The sequence below is a fragment of the Anaerobiospirillum sp. NML120449 genome (assembly GCF_023051105.1).
Classification (GTDB): Bacteria; Pseudomonadota; Gammaproteobacteria; order Enterobacterales; family Succinivibrionaceae; genus Anaerobiospirillum.
The window spans coordinates 1-19,706 of sequence record NZ_JALKIL010000035.1 but is presented as its reverse complement, the minus strand read 5'-3'; the positions used below and the strand labels follow the sequence as shown (position 1 = coordinate 19,706).

The window sequence follows — 19,706 nt, the reverse complement described above, 5'->3', positions numbered from 1 at the left end:
AAGATGGCAGAATATTGGAGCACTGCTCAGCAAGGGACTGGGCGTTTAATTAAGGCTTTTATGCAGTCCATCCTCGGTACGGAACTGTAGGGCCTTTCCAGGTTTGAATCTGTATGGGCATAATGTCGTAATGAAACCAGCCTCAGGTATTGATGGTATGGCAGTCCAGGCGGAGGCCATAGCAGCAGCCAGTGCTGCAGCCTGGGCTGCAGCCAAAGCAGCAGCCTTTGATGCTGCATGGGCTGCGGCGAGTGCTGCAGGATCTTACTGGGCTGGCTGTGTATGGCAGGATATTGTTTCTGGCTATATCTTAAAGGCTCAATTTGAAGGGGTACTGGTAAGGACAGTTGTGGGCACTGTGTAGAGTGCGGCACTGGAGATGCTGCAGGATAATTTATTTGATATCCACTTATATCCTTATATTTATCGATATATCTGCAGATCAGAAGGACAAATTGCCTGTTTGAAAAAATCCGCCATATAGATAGATAAATATCAATATGTATGGACGAACGGAAAAGGTAATGGGGTACAGGATGTCTGGTTTGAAGATGTTGGGAGATGGATGGGATTGATGGGAGTGGTTTGGGGTGCCGTTGCGGCGGGGGGGTGAAGTGAGATGGGGCTGGTTTGTGAGAGAAACCAGGAACTCCCGATACCTAACCTACAGAGTACCGGGAGACCATAGATGGGGCCCAGCCGAATCCGGACTTCCATCTTGTGGGCTGTACAGCTGGTGTGGTCTGCACAGCCCGGAAGGCGTAAATGCTCGTGTATTCGCCGATTGAGGTGTCGAGCGCCTCGAAAGTCTGATATTGACACTGTAATCAGCAGCCACCTGTGGGGCTGCCTCTTATTGAACGGCTCTGGGCGCGAAGCTTCAGGCCTGTATTAAATAAGAACTTTACCTTTCATAAACAGCAACAACCGGTCTCCTGAGATTACATAGAGGAGGAATGACACGGTTTTATGGGAGCGCATTGATCCGGTACGCTTCCAAACAACCTCTTTCTGGATATCGACGCTGCGCTATGCAGCTGTCTAAGGCAAGCAGGTTCAGAAAGCAGATTGCGGGCAAAGTTCATACAGTGTGTATCAGTGCTGAACATTGATTACAGAACCGGCCATTGAATGTCCTGTGTTAGTCGAATACCTTAACTGTTCCTCAGGCTGCCCGGTCAGCTCCTCAGGAACTCACCGGGAGGTGTACTGAGGGGCTGGCGGTCGGGGCCAGATACGAGGTGTAAGGCAACGGCTAATGCAGACGACAGACAACAAACTTTTTACCATCAGCCTGCAGTGCACCATGACCGGCCCTGTTTCAGGCTTGAGAGTCAGACTCTGCTCGAAATGAGGAGCAACGCCGGAGCATGATTAAATCCACGATGCTAACTGCCAGGCAGCTTGCCAGACCGTAGAGGTCAGGGACTTACTTTCAGCTGAGGTTCAAAGTTTAGTTCTTGTGCCCATCACAAAGCCTCAATAAGTGATGCCGCACGAATCAAAGTCAACGGGATAGAAATCCTAAAATAGCTTGCTCTGCATTTAGGATTTCCTGGCAGCACGGACTGCCAACAGCAGTTTAACGTACCAGTTCCGGGGACGGGCTGTGCAGAAACCTGCTGTCAGCTTCAACATCCTGAGTCTGTCGACATCTGCAGTGTCTGTGACAACTGGAGTCCGACTCCTTTTGGACATCTCTCCTGACAGTACAAGGTGTACTGTATCTGCCCCAACACATCATTATCATAGCTCTGCCCTACACCAGATACCGCTCTGCTTGAGATTACGGCGTCCCATAATGCCCCTTTGAACTTCATGCAGCTTTGCTGCACGAACAGGGCAAGTGGCATAGTTGATAATACTGCTGACAGGATAATCCGCTCTTTAGTAATTTGAGCAGATACCTCCCGGGCTGGCATGGAAGCTGTCTTTAACACAGCAGGTCAGGTAATGGCCCTGGCCAGAGCGCCGATAAAGACGGTCTTCCTGTGCGTTAGATTTGCCAATTGTGTATTTGGACGGGGGCATATAGCAAAAGTTCCAGCAAACGTAAAAAATTTTTTACACTTTGCAGATCATCATGTTTTTGCCCCATTTAAGCGCTTTTAGCAGGTTAACCCATGACTGCGGATAACTGGCTGTTAGCTGGCAGCTGCCGCATATTCATCAGGTTAATCATAAAGACATACCTGCGCACCTTGAGCTTGATGTTCCCATGAACGGTTCTGGACTTATCAAACCCTGGGATTAAGAAGCTGCAGCTCTGAAGCTGAGCTTTGAAGCCGCAGCTTTTAAGCACCGTGCCAGGCACCAGCATCAGGTACAGTAACCGACCTGCGGTGGCGCAATAGCAGCGGCATGACCGTAAAAGCTGTGAGCACGTTGCAACAAATGTGCCCCGTTCCCCACAGCTACGGGCTTTTACAAAAGGAAAGGCAAATAAAAGGCATTTGTGAAGTGCCAGCCCGGAGCGTCATGAGCGCTTAGTGTCAGAATTGCGTACTCAGGTAAACTACGCCTCCCAAGCGCCCTGACAGCGATAATTTTCAGCCTGCCATTGACCTCAAAGTGCTGCATGAAAAGGAGCATTGCTGCATGAAAAGGCGCAAGACTTTGCAAACAGCGCGCTGTTGGCCCTGCACCTGTCCAGACATAGAATTGAGCGTGTTCCTGTATTTATCGGGATTATGTGGGGTCGTAATGCCATGTACTGTACCGTCAGGCCCTGTTTAGGCTCAGTTGCTGTACCGGTCGTAAACGGTTACGGTTATTTTCCTGGTGGGCTGGAGACTTCAATCCTGTCCTGTCCAGCCCATGGTTCTATGCCGGGCTGAAGCAGTGAGTTTTCAGCCTTACAGAGTGCATGGGAGCGCCATGCGCTGAATGCTTGTATGGACTGCCGGTATGGTGTCAGGCAGGGCCGACTGGACACAGGCAGTGCAGACTGATGACAGGTAAAGCGGGCCTGGGACAGGCTATCCTGGATGGAGCTGATTACCGAAACGATAAGGTGGTAGCAAGGGCAGGGTACATGTCTTGCTCATAGAATCATTTATGGTGCATTTAGCTGTTATGCAGAAAAATCCGGTCTGAATAACATCCACAAATAATTCAGTATGGGAGCCTAATATCAAAAGTTGTGTAATGAAAACAAAAGCATGAGTGCGGTTACACAAACTGAATGGGGCACTTGGATATGAAAGCGTTTATGTGGTATTGTTAAAGCGCACTACTATGAAGATGCTTACTGCAATAAGGATGAGGGTATTTTTTCGCTTACGGCCCGTCTCCGGTAACCTGCAGTGAGGGGCTGTCCAGCCAGGCAGATTCAGGGCACAAGCCCTGGGGAACCTGGCAGTACGGGCGGTTTCTTAAGGGATATGCAGGATGCTGTAATGCTCTTCTTAGACAACCTTGAGAGTTCCTGAGCCTTAGTTCAGGACAGATAGGGATAGCTGTCCTGACCAGAGGGGGCTGATGAACTGCAGCTACGATTGAGCTGCAGGCGTCGCGAAGGTCCCCTTTGCAGACGGCAAGCAACTAATAATCCGGGGGCTGTCCGATCAGCCGGTTTTTGTCGGCGACCAGGCAGGGGCTGATGTAAAAAGCAGCAATCCCCGGTATCGTTTCGTGTGCTTGGGCATTCTCAAGGTTAGTGCCCCTCAATGATAAAGTGCAGTCTGGTCACATGTCTGAGTGATTGGCTTTTTATGCTCAGAAATGACTTTTGCTGTAACATCATACCGGGCCACAGACCCGTGCATCTCAGTCTGCGGAGATGCAGGGCAAGTCCCTGGTACTACGGCAGGGCAGGGCTTTCAGTACCTGTATCAGACTGACGGCTTTATTCTGGTTTATGAGCTGCTACACAGTGCAGTTTCATTCTCTCTTATTCGGTTTCAGGTCATGTTCTGTATTAACAGCAGAACCGCAACTCAATTACGATCCTGAACCAGCTCAGCAGAAGTCTGAATATCAGTTTTCTGCTGTCTGCTTGCATGACCCGATAACAGAGTTAAAAGCTAAGCTACCCCTTGATTAAAGATTCGGCATATTCCCTTGCTGGATTCACACAGGCCCTGCAGAGCCTGTCTGATATTTGATTGCGCTGTTTTCAAGAGGCGTGTTGTCAATATCACAAGCAATGACCAGGCTTTGACCTGGTTTTGTTTTTATGGGGCTATATATAATGCCTCATAAGTAGCTGGAAAGGATCTGACCTTCCCTGGTGTCTTTCCTGCAAACCAGTTTGATTTTGCAAACAGCAGCTGTTTAATCGGCTATTACGTATGTCAGCGTTACCTGAGCGTTCTTCAGTTGACAGGTTCACATAACCTCTTCAAATTGATAAAAGATGAATTAACAGGAACAGAACAACACCTGAGTGCAGGCGCTCACAGTTTTAACCAGGGATATCAATGCTGCTGGCCAGATCACGACGTAATATGCCCAAGGCATGAGGGCACGCTGGCCTGAAAGCAGTTTCTGCCATGACAAAGGATGGCAGCTGTAAATAGCAGGATTCTGCTCTGTAAGCTGTTTACTTACGGGCAAGGAGCCGGGTGCATACTGTAAGCAGGACCATGGTTAAGGTCCGGGTCAGTTAGATTAATAGTATTGTCAGAGGTCGTTTAGATGGGCAAGGTTTCTCAGATTGCCAAAGAGCTTGGTATTTCAGCAGCTACCGTTTCACGAGCAATGTCTCGTCCCGAGATGGTTGCCAGAGCAACCCGTGAACGTATTCTCGACAAGGCCAAGGAGCTGGGCATAGATGTGCCAATGGCGCGCAGCATCAGCCAGGGCCAGCGACTTCTGGGTATTATCGTTGCTGATCTGAGTAACAACTTCTCTGCAGGCATCCTCAAATCTGTTACTGAACTTGCTCAGGCTGACGGTCTGCAGATTCTCCTTGGTGTAACCAATGAAAGCCCTACTGTTGAGCGCAAGATTATTTCTGATCTCAATCAGTTCTCCTTAAATGGTCTGATTGCCATGCCTACAGGTATCAGTACCGTACCTCTCATCGAGTGCCGCAATGTCGTTGCCGTCGATCGTCCTTTTATTGGCCGGGAGACCAAGTGTGCTCTGATTAACAATCAGAAGGTGGTTCAGATTGCAGTTGAGCATCTGCACTCCAGGGGGCACAAGCATATTGTCTATCTGTCAGGCAAATCCTCTCTGTACACCTTCAAGGAGCGCCTTGCAGCTGCTCAGTCATACGACAATGTAGAATGCATTGAGCTTGATGCGCTGGAGTACAACGATCTGTACACCAAGGCTTTTGAAATAGCCAACATCATGCTTACCCGCCACTCCAATCGTCCTACAGCTATCCTGACTGCCAATAACGCCATCACCTCAGGTGTAGCCTATGCCCTGAGCCTGAGAAATGTTCCAATGCCTAAGGACATGGCGCTGGTATCAATTGGCGATCCTGAGTGGTGCCGCTTCTTCCCAACCCCTGTTACTACAGTCAAGCTGCCTGAGGAGGAGCTCGGCTCTCTTGCCTACGAGATGCTCAAGCGCAATGACCACCGCGTGCGCTTCATTGAGCCAATGCTGCTGCCACGCGCTTCCAGCTGATTGAGTCCGCGCCGCTGCCACGTACATCCAGCTGATTGAGTCCGCGCCGCTGCCACGCACATCCAGCTGATTGAGTCCGCGCCGCTGCCACGCACATCCAGCTGATTGAGCAGGTGCCGCTGCCACACACCTCCAGCTGATTGAGCCGGTGCCGCTGCCACGCACCTCCAGCTGATTGAGACGGTGTTACAGCGACGCGCCTGCGGTTAATCACAGCTGTACGGTATTAAGCTTTGCAGGAATAGCTGAGCTCTCTTTTGTCTCTTCCAATAGCGATGGTGGCTGGGAACACAGGCCGCTCAGTGTCAGCATGCCACACCGCAGGAGAGCCTGTCTGATCCAGGCATTGAGATGACAGGTCGTCACAACCATTGAGGTAACATGATTTAAATCGGTTGTGGGCGATGGAAGCGCCTGTTAATCAGAATGGTGTTAAAGATCATCAAACGTTTTGGATCGCAATTGTTTTGCGTGCATTTGCAGGAAGCTCCACGACTTTTACAAATGATCGGAAGCTTGTATACAGCCCCCAAAAGAGGTCTCTCTGCTGGGGGTTTTGTCATTTTTAAGGCCAGCCCCCTGATCAGATGTTCACTGTTTTTGTGAAAATTTAACAGTGTGCACTTTTGCGAAAAGGCACGGTTTGCTGTGCCCCTATAAAAAATTTTTAAATACCTGATTGAATTTTTCTTGAATATCAGGCGTTTTATAATTATCATATATACAACATCAACAATCGTAATTCTATGCAACCGTTTGCATTAGTTCACGTAAATGCTGAAGCTGGGATCCCAAAAACCAGCAATCTTGTATATAATGCGAAATCATTGACTACCATACCAGTGTTTCAGTCAAAGCACAGTCTATGGGCCTGCAGGGCGCAGGAAGTCAATGTGTACACTGAGCGTCCTGTTTACGCCTGTGTAAGGATACCTATCTAACGGATCTTTCGGATTTAATCCGTATCACACACCGTTTCCCGTACAGAGTTCGAGCACCTTCCGGTATCAAATCGTCCCTGACCACCACAGCAGCTCAAAAACCTGCTAAGGTACTTCCAAAAAGGCCATGCAATGCCCTGACTGTATACAGACCGCATTATTGTGGTCCGGAAATTTCAGGCAGGCAATCCTTTAGGGACAGATGATCAAGGTCAATATCAGGACCTGACATTATGCCTCAGGGCATCAATGTTATCTGGAAAGTGTATAGCTCCCCGCCATACCTTAAGCTCAAAACAAAGCCTGCCAGAATTCCTTAATTGCCCCTGAGATTATTCCCGGTCAGTGGCCGTCTCCTTATACTTTGTTTCAAATTTCTTTGTACTTCTGGCAGTAAAGCAGTCTGCTCGTGTGAGATCAGCCTGCAGAACAAAATGATTCTCTGATTAAGCTCAGTAACCAGATTTAAGACAGTCGGTTACCGGATATTGTAGTTGGTCCTTTCAGAACAGTTCCTGTATTTTCAGCTGTTAACAGCCAGACACGAATAAATAAGCCTTTAAATTAAGTACTTTTGAGGCTTGGACCTGTATGCATCCAGTGCCTCTGAGCATAAGGTTCTGCTCCGGTCCACTAACAGCCTGCACTCAGCTGTTTTCTGCCAGATAACGAGTGATGATTTATGCAAGAAAGTTCTGACAAGAAGTCAGCCGCTGTCGAAAATAACAGCGATCAGTCTGTATCAGGCCAGTCATCTGACAGAATCAGCAACAACGGCAGCTCCAGTGCTTCAGCTGCCCAGGACATGCCTGGCAAGGTTAACAAACTCAGTGTGGGAGGCATTATCCTCCTTGGAATGCTGGCCGCCTTTGGTCCTGTTACAACAGACCTCTATCTTCCGGCCATTCCTGAGATTACCCGTGATCTGGCAACAGACGCCGCAAGTATGCAGCTTACCCTGACCACCTCCTTTCTGGGACTTGCTCTGGGACAGCTGATTATCGGACCGCTTTCAGATGCTTATGGTCGCAGAGTACCGCTGCTTACCTCCCTGGTAGTTTTCGTTATTTCATCTGTCTGGTGTGCCTTTGCCGCTGATGTTCATCAGCTGATCACCGCCAGATTTTTCCAGGGTCTTGCAGGAGCCGGAGGCATTGTTCTTTGCCGTACCATTGCCTGTGACCTTTACAGCGGAGCCGATCTGCCCCGTTTTATGTCACTGCTTATGACCATCAATGCACTGGCGCCTATTCTTGGACCAATAGCCGGCTCAGGCATTGTAGCTGTTTTTACCTGGCCTGCTGTTTTCGTATTCCTTGCCCTGTGGGGTGTTGCTCTGATAGGAGGTACGGTTAAGAACGTACCTGAAACTCTGCCAAAGGAGATACGATCAAGCCATCTGCTGGCTACTTTAAAAGAAATGCTCAATGAGCTTACCAATGGCCGTTTCCTGCTTTACTCCATGGCACTGTCTTTCATCATGGGCTCATTTTTCGCCTATCTGGCAGCTTCGCCATTTGTCTTTCAGTCTATCTTTGGACTGAGCCCTTCAGGCTACTCACTGGTATTTGGTATCAATGCTTTTGCCATTACCGTGGCAGCCAATATTGCCGGTCGCGCAGTACGCTTTGTAAAAGAAAGAGCTATTGTTACTACAGCCATTGTCGTTCAGTTTATTTGCTGCCTGGTCTTTGCAGGCCTCCTGATTACCTCATATGCCGATATCTATAACATTGCTGCTGTCTTTGGTGTATTCGTGTCCATGATGGGCGTTGCACAGACGGCCGGTTTCGGCATAGTAATGGGCTCTCGCTCTGGAGGTTCGGGCTCTGCAGCAGGAATTTTTGGTGTTCTTACCTTCTTCTTTGGTGCTCTGACCACACCTCTGGTGGGTCTGATGGGAGAGGACTCTATGGTGCCGACACTGTTGACCATGTTTGTCTGCACCATCATGGCTTACGTATGCTTCATCACTGCAAGCCGCTGCAAGAACAGTTCTCTTGCTGATCACGAGGCTGAAATCGAGGCCCGTGATCGCGCCCAGGCTGCCGCAGCAGCCGAGGCCGCAGCTGACTGTGTGCCAGCCGACGCAGTTCCGGCCTGCGCCACTGTTGAGGCCGAAGCTCAGGACGCTCAGCGCCAGAACAGAATATAGGTAAAACCTCACAGATTGACCTTAACAGGCACCTCGCCACTGCCTCCTGAAATGGCAATGTACAGCCCGGCCGGCTGACCTGTCGGCCAGCCAGGCCAGGCTCATGGGCCCAGCGCCCGGCAGCAATGCCAGCCAGTTCAGGGTTTTACCTGTGCAGCAGCTGCAGCTGAGCAGGAAGAGGTGCTTACAGTTTTTACAGTGCTAAAAGCATTAACATCAACACTAAAACTGAAACTAAAAGAGTTTGAAAAGCTCTTTTATGGCTCAGCCATGCTGCCAGACATTCAGCCATTGATCTTTCCGGTCATGCCTCGCTATGCAATGCCATGTCATGCCGTGCCCTGTAACGCAGGGCCGTGCTGTCAAATGCCATGACATGCCGTGAACCGCCATGCCGGGAGCGAAGTCTTGGTCACGCATATTCTGAGCAGGTGAACAATTATAAGGATACGGTCTGTTCCGGTTTAAGAATTAAGATTTGTTAATGACCTCACCAGCACTCCAGTAATCCTGGCTCAAAGCAGGGCCACTGGAGCAAGTAAGGGCCCAGCATAGGCCCACCGCCTGACCTTACAGGCAATTTTCCTGGTGATAAAACGTTAATACAAGTTTCTGATAAGAAGACAAAGCAAAGCCATCTTGGTACATCAGTGCCAAGGTGGCTTTTTCTTTGTGGCCACCTCAAACCGGGATCCGTTCCCAGACCCATCCCGGATCGAAATCGCACCGCCACCGGGTAACCTGTGCCCACAACTCATCAGCTCAGCCCACAACCTGCATCCTCCTGATCATCTACTGTAAGCCGCCTGGCCAGCCATACCTGCCTTGCTGCAAGGCCTGACCTCATTAGAGCATGAAAAGATGAGCTGCATTGTCAGGTATGAGCTTTAATCCCATTTAGAAAGCAAGTCAAAATACACTACAGCAAAATTACTTCCGCTGTGGGCACCTGCTGCTGTCGGACAAATACTTTACAAATACTTATCTTTGTCAGTTTGCTTTGAAGGACATGTGATTTTGCTTGTGCTTTACAGAACGTAGCATAACTCATTGTTCCTGGTTGATGTTTTGTCGAAAACTGATCGAAGTGCAGGCGATTTTGTCTTTTGCCATCATAAGTATGAATCTGCCGTACATGTAAACAAGTTGCCACTTAGGCGGCCAACTGTGCCTTTAAAGCCCGATAAGTGGCCAGTCAGAGGCATGTCTAAGCCGCTTTGCGCAGTCTTTGACGCATTTGCTCACAATGATTACCGTTATGGCGCATGCCTGTCCGGCAGGGGCATAATCTGGTAACACGATACAATTATTTTTGACAGCTGAAGTGGTACAGATCTGAATGCTCACTAAAACAAATGAAGTAAATATGCTGTTTTATAAATTATTTTTCAGGTGTGGCACGCCGGCTGCAATATGTCCTTATGTTGATGTGGGGATAACCCATTTGTTTTAGTTGTTAGTTATCAGTCGTCAGGACGATTTGCAAAACCGTTTAGGTAAGCCTGACATGAGAGAAGAATCATGGCTTTATACGTAAATACCAATGTCAGCTCCATCAATGCTCAGCGTAAATTAGCAAACTCGACCCTTGCACTTAACACCAGCTACCAGAGACTGAGCTCAGGTCTGCGCATTAATTCAGCCAAGGATGATGCCGCTGGTCTTCAGATCTCTGACCGACTGACCTCCCAGATTAATGGTCTTAATCAGGGTAACCGTAATACTAACGATGCCATTGCTCTGGCCCAGACCATTGAAGGTGCTCTGGACGAAACCACAGCAATGCTCCAGCGTATCCGTGTGCTGGCCGTACAGTCTGCTAACGGTACCAACTCTGCCAGTGACCGCGCTGCACTTCAGGAAGAAGTAAGCCAGCTGTCCCAGGAAATTACCCGTATTGCCAAGCAGACCACCTTTGCCGGCAAGGAAATCCTCGACGGCGCCAAGACCGGCCTCATCCCGGCCGATGGTGTCCTTAAGTTCCAGGTAGGCGCTAACGCATACGACACCCTGCAGATGCACTGGTCCCAGGCCTTCACCATGACTGGCCTCATCTCCCAGGTTCTTAGTCAAACAGCTGTAGTGGCTGGAACTCACGGACTAAACAAGTCCAATGGTCAGTATGTTTGGACCATTTCCACTGCTGCTCTGGCAACTGCTACCCTCGATAATATTGACAAGTACATTCAGGCTGTAGACTCCAAGCGTGCTGAGCTTGGTGCTTTACAAAACAGAATGGAAAGTACTATCCGTAATCAGGCTTCTATCTCTGAAAATGAAGCTGATGCACGTTCAAGAATCAGAGACACAGACTTCGCTGCTGAGACTGCTGCCCTTACTCAGAACAATATTATCCAGCAGGCTTCTCAGACCGTACTGGCCCAGGCAAACCAGCGTCCTACTATCGCTATCAATCTGCTCAGCGCAGGCCAGTAATTCATACCAGTTTCTTCTTCTCTCTTAATCTCGAGGCGGGTCAGTTGACCCGCCTTTCTTATTTGTACGCAGGTAACTCAGACTTACGTGCACCTGGGGTACGTGCACCTGGGTACGAGCACGCGCGCTTATGAAAACGTTTGCGGTTACTGTTCGCATAATGTCATATTTTTGATTTTGCAAGTATGGGGATGCTGTGCAGTTGCCGTAGCTACGGGCTTTTTGCCGCCTGTGGCAAGGGTTGATAGATATAAGTTGTATGGAAGTGCAGACCGCTTTCAGGCAGGTGATTTATATCGTGTTTATGTGCATTGGCACGCTAAGTGCTAAATAGAGAGCAGGAGAGTCTCGTACTCTCACAGTATTAATATTTGCGGGTCAGGGCTCTGCAAAGATCCCGTTAAAGGACACCTGATCAAGAGAGAAGCAATATGGCCTTATATGTAAACACGAATGTAAGCTCAATTAATGCCCAAAGAAAGCTGAGCAATGCAACCCTGAGCCTGAATACAAGCTACCAGCGCCTCTCCTCAGGCCTGAGAATTAACTCTGCCAAGGACGACGCAGCCGGTCTTCAGATCTCCGACCGTCTGACCTCCCAGATCAACGGCCTTAACCAGGGCAACCGTAACACCAACGACGGTATCGCTCTGGCCCAGACCATCGAAGGCGCCCTGGACGAAACCACCAACATGCTGCAGCGTATCCGTGTGCTGGCTGTTCAGTCTGCCAACGGTACCAACTCAGCATCCGACCGTAAGGCCCTCCAGGAAGAAGTTACCCAGCTCTCCCAGGAAATCAACCGTATCGCCCGCCAGACCACTTTCGCAGGCGCTACTGTTATCAATGGTAAGAACAATCCTCAGGGTCAGGGCCACTTAAAGGTCGAAAACAGTCTTATTCCGACCGATGGAAAGATGGTTTTCCAGGTTGGTGCCAATGCTCACGATACTCTTACCCTCAACTGGGCCGATCCATTCACTTTGTCTGGCCTGGCTAAAATGGCTGGCCTTCAGGAAGCCAAAGATATTGGTCAAAATAAAGCAGCAGCTGAGGGTATTGTAATTGATGGCACTGCTAAGTCACAGGTGCGCTGGACTATTTCCTCAGCATCATTAGCTACCAACACCCTGGCAAACATCGACAAGGTAATCCAGGCTGTAGATTCACGTCGTGCCGAGCTGGGTGCTTTACAAAACAGAATGGAAAGTACTATCCGTAACCAGGCTTCCATCTCTGAAAATGAGGCTGATGCCCGCAGCAGAATTCGCGACACAGACTTCGCCTCTGAGACCGCTGCCCTGACTCAGAATAACATTATTCAGCAGGCCTCCCAGACTGTTCTGGCTCAGGCCAACCAGCGACCAACTATCGCTCTGAGCCTCTTAGGCCAGTAATCCCCAGGGAAAATTACTTTTCTCTTGGCAATAAGGCGGACCCCAGGTCCGCCTTTTCGCGTTTCAGGGCCAGTAAATTAACAACTGGACTGGGTCAACCTGTTATTTGCTGTCAGACACGGGGCGCGTCTGGCAGGGCCGTGATGCTGTTTCTTTTGGCAGGGGAGGCGTTAGTCAGGTTTGCTGGAGTTACGGTTTTATCGGGCTTAATTGTGCAGCTGTGCCTGTGCTGTCCAATCGGTGTTAAGCTCTTCGGGCAGTCCTGGCATTGGTGCTGGTGCGGCAGTGCTGGACTTTCTGGCGTGTGCAGTGCACAAAGTGCACCTTTTGGCATTAAGACTGTAGAAACAACAGCCCAATGGTGATAATTTAGAGGGCACGGTTTTTTAAATAGGGGTAGTTATGCTCAAGTTCTCCAGCTCCAAGAAAGTTTTATCCACTGCTGCTGCATGCATGGCCGCTTCAGCCCTGCTCAGCTTTTCTCCATTAAGTCACGCTGCTGAAGAGCCTTTTACTGCAGAGCAGAAAAAGGCAATTGAGACCATGGTGCATGAGTATATCGTGTCCCATCCTGAAGTTCTGGTCGAGGCTGCTCAGGCTCTGGAGTCACGCAAGATGGCAAGCCAGGAGCAGGCTCTTGATGCTGCCATTGCCCACTTCCGTAATGACAAGAACACTCCTGTCCGTGGTGACCGCAAGTCTCCGCACTACCTCATTGAGTTCTTTGATTACAACTGCGGCTACTGCAAGGTAGTACGTCCATTTACCAAGAAGCTCCAGGAAAAGTACAAGGTAGCAATTCATTATGTTGAGCTTCCTATACTTTCTCCTATGAGTATGCGTGCCTCTGCCATTGGTCTTGCTCTTTACAAGCAGGATCCTGAGAAGTACCTCATCTATCAGGATGAGCTTATGAATCCCAAGTCACGCATCACCTCTGAAGATCAGCTCAAGGCTGCTGTAAAGAAGGCCGGTGCTGACTATGACAAGATCAACGCCATAGCCACTGACGATCCTGCTGTTGGTGACACTCTGCGCAAGAACATGGAAATCAGCCAGCAGATCGGTCTGCAGGGCACTCCATTCTTTATTCTTGATGGCAAGGTTATCCGTGGTGCTGTAAAGGACTTCTCAGTCTTTGAGGAGATCATCAAGCAGGCTGAAAATGAGGCCAAAAGCAAGTAACTACAGGCCAGGTCCCTGAATTTGCGGCCTGCGTACCCTGTGTTCTGTCGGCGCATCAGGCGCCGCATGCCTGGCAGATGTTCCTGCGTCGCCCCGTTTGACTGGCGTTTATGAGGCTGCTCAATGGGCGGCGCCCGCGCTCAATGAAAATTAAGGAGTTGTCGTGAACTGGTTGCTTATCCTTGCCATAGCAGTACCTTTTCTCTTTGTCATAGGCGTTATCAATAACGCCGTCAAAGACCAGCGCAAGCTGGAAAAGGGCAAGCTGCAGGGCTTTCTAGAGAAAAGGGCCGGTATGACTCCTGAGCCTTATGATGATGAAGATGAAGACTGGGGACAGACCCGTCACGATCTCAAAAAGGCAGTTGAGCAGACGTCCCCTGAGGCTCAGCAGGGCGCTGCAGAACGCGCCATCAAGGAGGCCCAGGAAGAAGTGCTGCGCACTGAGGCTGAAAAGCAGGCTGCTGTTGCAGCCGCCGCAGCAGCTGCAGTGGCCGCCCGCGAAGCTGCAGCTGCTGGCAGGGATACTCCTGTTGCTGCAGGCGCGGCCACAGGTACCTCTGGCGGCAGAAGCGTGGCAGATGAGCTCAATGGCAATAATCCGGCGCTCAAGGCCACTCAGGTTCATCATGAACCTCTGGGCAATACTGAGGCATCTGATGCCAGCTCTTACTTCTCACGTTACTACAAGCAGTAGCCATTCAGGCATGTCAATGACCTGCAAACAGTCAGGGCTCCTCTCCATACGGGAAAGGAGCCCTGACTGTTTTGGGACGCTGGTAAAGACTGCACTTGCAATTATGGGATTGCGACCGGTCTGCACGTATCCTCCGTGGTACGGCCGGCTGCATCCCTTCTGTACGGTTTCTTACAGTCGCAGCGCTGTGGCAGGCACGCTCTTACTCTTTTACCTTTGGCCTGTATGCTCTTACTCTGGTGCCTGTGTCATGGTGGCAGCAATCAGACTGGTAAGGGCCTTGATATGGGGCAGTTCTGCCTTGCGCTGCGGGTGCTCGCTGCCAATGATGGTAAGCAAATGACTCTTACCGGGCATCTGAACTTGCCAGGCATGAGCGCAGTAGCTGTCCCAGAGCTCCACTGCTGCAAAGTGATCATTGAGATTAGAGCCTGGATGCCAGCATTTAATCAGTCCCTTAACAAAGGGATCATACCAGCTGGATCCTGCCAGCATTATCAAGTGAGTAGGACTTAGCAGATCCAGCTCGCATTTGAGTATCTGCAGGCAGTCAGCAAAGATAAGGCTCTTCATTCCTGGAGGTGGATTGCCAGACATGGGGGCTGCTTTATACAGGTTGGTCCAGCCTGTGTGATGAGACCAGGTAAGGCCGTCATCAGGATCCGGGGCAGAGTAAAAGTGCCCGGCTGTAGCACTGATAACACGCCAGAATGGCGAGCTGTTGCATCGGTAATTTCCTGCACTGCGCTTACAGTTGCTGCGCATATCCCTCTCAACCCATGTTATCTGACTGGGCAAATTAAAGATGCAGTCAGGGCCGTACTCTGTATCAAACAGCGCCTCAGGATCAAGGCAGCTTGTTAACCAGCCATTGGTTGCCCGTCCACAAAACAGCAGACGCGGCCTCACCGTCTGATTGCCTGTCCGGTCCTTATTTTGGACACAGCTGTAAGCTCCCGCCTCTGTACCCGTACCTGCATCTGCTGTGTTTGCTGCCCCGGCACCATATGCTGCGGCCCAGTGCGCAGCATCAGCGCCCGCACCATACTCTGTGGCATCGTGCGCAGCATAAGCGTCAGCACACTGGTCTGCAGCCCTGTACACACCATCGGCGCCAGCAGCATAAGCACCCGCACCATACTCTGTGGCCCTGTGCGCAGCATCAGCGCCCACACCACAAGTCGCCCCAGATAACCCATAAGTATGCAGTGCAGTACCATTAGCAGGTATGAGTCCCTTTCCCCACTGCATGACAAAAGGACAAACATCCATGCTGCTGTCAGCCTGATAGCGCTCAAGCTTAGCCAGCATTGGCTCATAGACCTGCATAAGAGCACTGCGTGCCATGCCGGTCCAGTTACCGTCTGGCTTATTAATGTCTTTGGTCATGTTCCGGTCCCTTTATTGAGCTCAGGCTGATGCGCCCCTGTGCTGAGCTTGCCCCGTTCGTGAGGCAGCGTTGTGAGTGTATCATATGCCGTCCCACCGGACGGCTTGCGGATATCAGCCTACGTAGCAGAAGCATCTGAGACGATAACAAACATTTAGGCATTACCGTGCTTCGTCAGCAATGCTATGGAGAAGTATGCTCGTGCGTGGGGATAATGCCTGAAATGCTTTAGATGCTCTTCTGTAGTGCCCGGCTATGGTTCTGTCGCTACGCCTGGTGAACCCTTCAGTTGCTGCTTGCCAGGGAGGCTTCAGGCCGGCTTTTGGGTGGTTGAGTGAAAATGGATCTGATTTGGGGTGTTTTCCTGTTGTTTTTGCAGCTTTACTGCAATTTTGTGCCTGATTGAAGTGCATTCATCGTGCAGTACTGGATCAAAAAGGTGATATACGCCTGTGTAGCGTATTTATTTTGTGCAGTGCCACACTTCTATACAAGAATGTATTGAGGCCCGGACTGTTTCCCGGCAAACTGTATCCCGTTATCAACGGCCATGCTGCCCAGTATTGATGTGCCTATCGGTACAGACAGTACTTCCGGCTGCCCCCGCCTGCTCCTTACCGGGAGCCTGGCAACCGGATTTTCGCATTTACCCCCTGCGCGAAATTGCAGCGTCAGTTGAGAGCATTGTGAGGCCACCGGCCTTAAGCTGGAAAGACCGTAAGGATCTGTCCGGTAACAATGCTCGGGCAGACAGATACTTTGTTTCTGCTTTCTGATATGGCTGTTGGGGACAAGGCTGTTATTTTTCCAGATATCGGCCGGTGCGGCTCACCGGTTTGCGGAAAATGTCCGCCCTGATCCTTTAACAGTGAGGCCTCTCTGGCCCCATGGGCGCTTCGACCTCACTGCCATGTGCTTTTTGCTCAGAACAATCCCTGATCTTCCTTTTCAGCCGGCCTGTAATAACGGGACAGGATACCTGTCTCCAATTGATACACGGTGCCAGCTGCAGCTCTGTCCCGTGGCGATGACGGTGTCCTGGTCTGGTTTATGGCTGAACCGTCCGGAGGAACTGAGGTATTTCAGAGGCTCATCATGCAAAAGCATATGGCAGCGAGGCTGAAAACCGACCCCAGGTCAGCCAGAGTGTTGCCGGATATGACTGCATTATTGCTGTTAAGCCCTCCTGCGTTCATCATTGCGCAGTCAGCGCATTGTTGCCCTGGCAGTGCTGCCCGGAGGCATGCTGCAGGCTTTATCAGTCATATCAGCTGGGGGTGGGGCAGTCACAGACAAAAAGACATTTGACCGACAGAACGGAGCTCATTCCCTGCGTAAAGCTGCCAGAGACAATGCAGCGGCACGGGACACCGGCATGGGAGTTTTCTGCCATGACTGGCTCATTACTGTTTTGTATGTGTCTGGCGTATTTTGTAGTTGCCTACTACATCTACGGCGGATTCTTATCTCGTGTTTTCAAGGTAGACCCACAGCGTCCAGTTCCAGCTGAGACCAATTACGATGGCGTGGACTATGTTCCAACCCCAGCCATTGTGCTCTTTGGCCACCACTTTGCCTCCATTGCAGGTCCTGGCCCTATTGTAGGCCCTATCATGGCCGCCTACTTTGGCTTCCTGCCAGCCCTGATCTGGATCCTGGTAGGCTGCGTCTTTACCGGCGCTTTCCACGACTTTGCCTCCCTGGTAATGTCCGTGCGTAACCGTGGCCGCAGTATTTCTTTCCTCATGGAAAAGCTTATGGGCTTTACCGGACGTCAGCTGTTCTTAATCTTCTGCATTGCCTGCCTTATTCTCGTCGTTGGTATCTTCACCATTCTGATTGCCGGCATGTTCGTACAGCTTCCAGAGGTTGCCACCGCTTCAGTGCTCTTTATCCTTATGGCCCCGGTCTTTGCTTTCTGCACCATGAAGCTGGGCATGAGACTTACTCACGGCTCCCTGATTTTCGTTCCTCTGGTGTTCTTAAGTGTTTACCTCGGTGCCCTTTTCCCTCTGGACATGACCGCCCTCTTTGGCATGAGCACTGAAAGTGCCCGTCTGTTCTGGCTTGCTGTGCTGGCTGTCTATATCTTTGCCGCCTCCATCGTACCGGTACAGTGGCTGCTCCAGCCTCGTGACTACCTCAACAGCTATCTGCTCTACGGCATGCTGGCTCTGGGCTTCCTGTCCATTATCTTCTACAACCCTGAGATTAAGATGCCTGCCTTTGAAGGCTGGCAGGCTGTGACTGCTGACGGTCAGATGACCGATATGATTCCGGCTCTGTTCATCTTTGTAGCCTGCGGTGCCTGTTCAGGTTTCCACTCTCTGGTAGCTTCAGGTACCACATCCAAGCAGATCCGCTCTGAAAAGGACATGCTCAAGATTGGCTATGGCTCCATGATTATGGAAGGCGTACTGGGCGTTATGGCTCTGGTAGCCGTAATGGGTCTGGACCCTGCCGTATTCAAGCAGATCGGTACCAACCAGCCAATGGCCTTTGCTACTGCTATCGGCTCCTTCTCTACCGCTCTGGGCATTAACGAGACCTACGCCCGTGTGTTCATATCCCTGGCCATCTCAGCTTTCATGATGACCTCTCTGGACACAGCTACCCGTCTGGGCCGCTTCTTATGGCAGGAAATCTTCCTCCCACGCTCCCTTGACAAGGATGGTCATGAGATTGAGGTAGATACCAGTAAGCTGTCAGCCTGGCGCAAGCAGATCACCAATCCTTATGTTGCCGCCATTATCGTAGTAGGTACCTCCCTGTTAATGGCTGTTACCGGCTCAGCCGGCTCTATCTGGCCAATCTTTGGTGCCTCCAACCAGCTGATGGCAGCCCTGACCCTGCTGGGCATTACTATCTACCTGCTGGCCAAGGGCTCACGCTGGTACATTGCCTTTGTCCCAATGCTTTTCATGATGGTCATGAGCGTCTGGGGCGTTATCCAGGTAGTAGGCCAGCAGTGGGGCAAGAACTACATCCTGGTCATCTCCGGCATGTTCCTGCTGGTAATGGCTGTGCTGATGATTGCTCTTGGTCTGTCCATCATGAGCCACTACTTCAAGGCTCACAGGCGCGGCCTGAACATCGAGCTTGAGGTCTAAAACCATAATCCACGAGGCCCTCACCACATAGCGCAGCATCACCTTGCGCTGCCCGCACTCCCTGCCTCACTGCACAACAGATTTTTTCTGCACAGAAGCGAGGCCGGGGCCAGCACCTGCGCCAGCAGTCACTGCCAGCCGTCAGCGCCAGGTCATGGTCACAAGGCACCAGCATGCTGATGGGCATGCCCGGCCTTATCCACTGGCAAAGGCCAGGAGGCTGCAGGACAGACAGCAGTCATGCTGACTGTATAAGCAGTAACAAAGAGTCGTGACAGTTTCAGGCAGCATTGCCGGTCACACTGTCAGTTAGGGTCTGGTCACAGAGTTCATATAAGCAAAAAGCGTTAGCGCTCACGCAAGCCAAAGAGCGCTACTCTGATTATTCATCGTCTTAAATGGGGATCATCGCTGATCCCCATTTTTTTATGTCTTTTGATATATAAAAACACAACCGAGCAGCAGGTATTATTCTTTCAAGAACTCTGGAAATATCTGTCTGAAATAAATTACATTTTGTGTTTTATTCTGTCGCTAAATTGCAGGCAATACTGTCATAAAGCCTGTATATAAGCTGTATTTAGAAACTTAAAGACTCAGAGTTTCTGTTTATAGTTTCGTAAGCAATAAATTAAAATGTGCTGTATTTCGTGCATTGAACAATGTTTCTTTGCAAACAATCCATATAGACGGACAATGTTTACGTAGAAGCCCTAAACAATAGATGTTTATAAATGTATGTGATTTACATAGCAGGTTAATATAGTGTAGTTTTGGAAGAAAGTTAGCAGGGGGTCATGATGGTAAAT

General features: G+C 50.3%; 8 protein-coding genes. 7 read left to right on the top strand and 1 reads right to left on the bottom strand.

Features of this window, described 5'->3' with window-relative positions; all coding sequences use genetic code 11:
• The first annotated feature begins 4,638 nt into the window (after window positions 1–4,638).
• The 6 genes from MXE41_RS09870 to MXE41_RS09845 all read left to right on the top strand — a co-directional run bounded on the left by MXE41_RS09870 (window position 4,639) and on the right by MXE41_RS09845 (window position 14,397).
• On the top strand, window positions 4,639–5,586 hold the full coding sequence (locus tag MXE41_RS09870) for a LacI family DNA-binding transcriptional regulator (protein ID WP_247100364.1): 948 nt from the start codon (window positions 4,639–4,641) through the stop codon (window positions 5,584–5,586).
• 1,623 nt (window positions 5,587–7,209) lie between these two features.
• The gene (locus tag MXE41_RS09865; RefSeq protein ID WP_247100363.1) at window positions 7,210–8,682 is read left to right on the top strand and encodes a multidrug effflux MFS transporter; all 1,473 of its coding nucleotides are present in this window, start codon (window positions 7,210–7,212) and stop codon (window positions 8,680–8,682) included.
• Between the two features lie 1,521 nt (window positions 8,683–10,203).
• A complete protein-coding gene (locus tag MXE41_RS09860; protein WP_246978065.1) occupies window positions 10,204–11,118 on the top strand; it encodes a flagellin in 915 nt (304 codons plus the stop codon).
• Between the two features lie 431 nt (window positions 11,119–11,549).
• The gene (locus tag MXE41_RS09855; protein WP_247100362.1) at window positions 11,550–12,515 is read left to right on the top strand and encodes a flagellin; all 966 of its coding nucleotides are present in this window, start codon (window positions 11,550–11,552) and stop codon (window positions 12,513–12,515) included.
• Between the two features lie 402 nt (window positions 12,516–12,917).
• A complete protein-coding gene (locus MXE41_RS09850) occupies window positions 12,918–13,700 on the top strand; it encodes a DsbA family protein (RefSeq protein WP_247100361.1) in 783 nt (260 codons plus the stop codon).
• Window positions 13,701–13,863: 163 nt separating this feature from the next.
• Window positions 13,864–14,397 carry a hypothetical protein gene (locus MXE41_RS09845; protein WP_247100360.1) on the top strand — a complete coding sequence of 178 codons (534 nt, stop codon included), beginning with the start codon at window positions 13,864–13,866 and terminating at the stop codon, window positions 14,395–14,397.
• A gap of 231 nt (window positions 14,398–14,628) precedes the next feature.
• On the opposite strand, the gene MXE41_RS09840 is transcribed toward MXE41_RS09845, so the two are convergent.
• The gene (locus MXE41_RS09840) at window positions 14,629–15,162 is read right to left on the bottom strand and encodes a hypothetical protein (RefSeq protein ID WP_247100359.1); all 534 of its coding nucleotides are present in this window, start codon (window positions 15,160–15,162) and stop codon (window positions 14,629–14,631) included.
• A 1,977-nt stretch (window positions 15,163–17,139) separates the two neighbouring features.
• Here MXE41_RS09840 and MXE41_RS09835 point away from each other — a divergent pair.
• Complete coding sequence (locus tag MXE41_RS09835) at window positions 17,140–18,897, top strand: carbon starvation protein A (RefSeq protein ID WP_348647431.1); 1,758 nt, start codon at window positions 17,140–17,142, stop codon at window positions 18,895–18,897.
• Window positions 18,898–19,706: the final 809 nt, after the last annotated feature.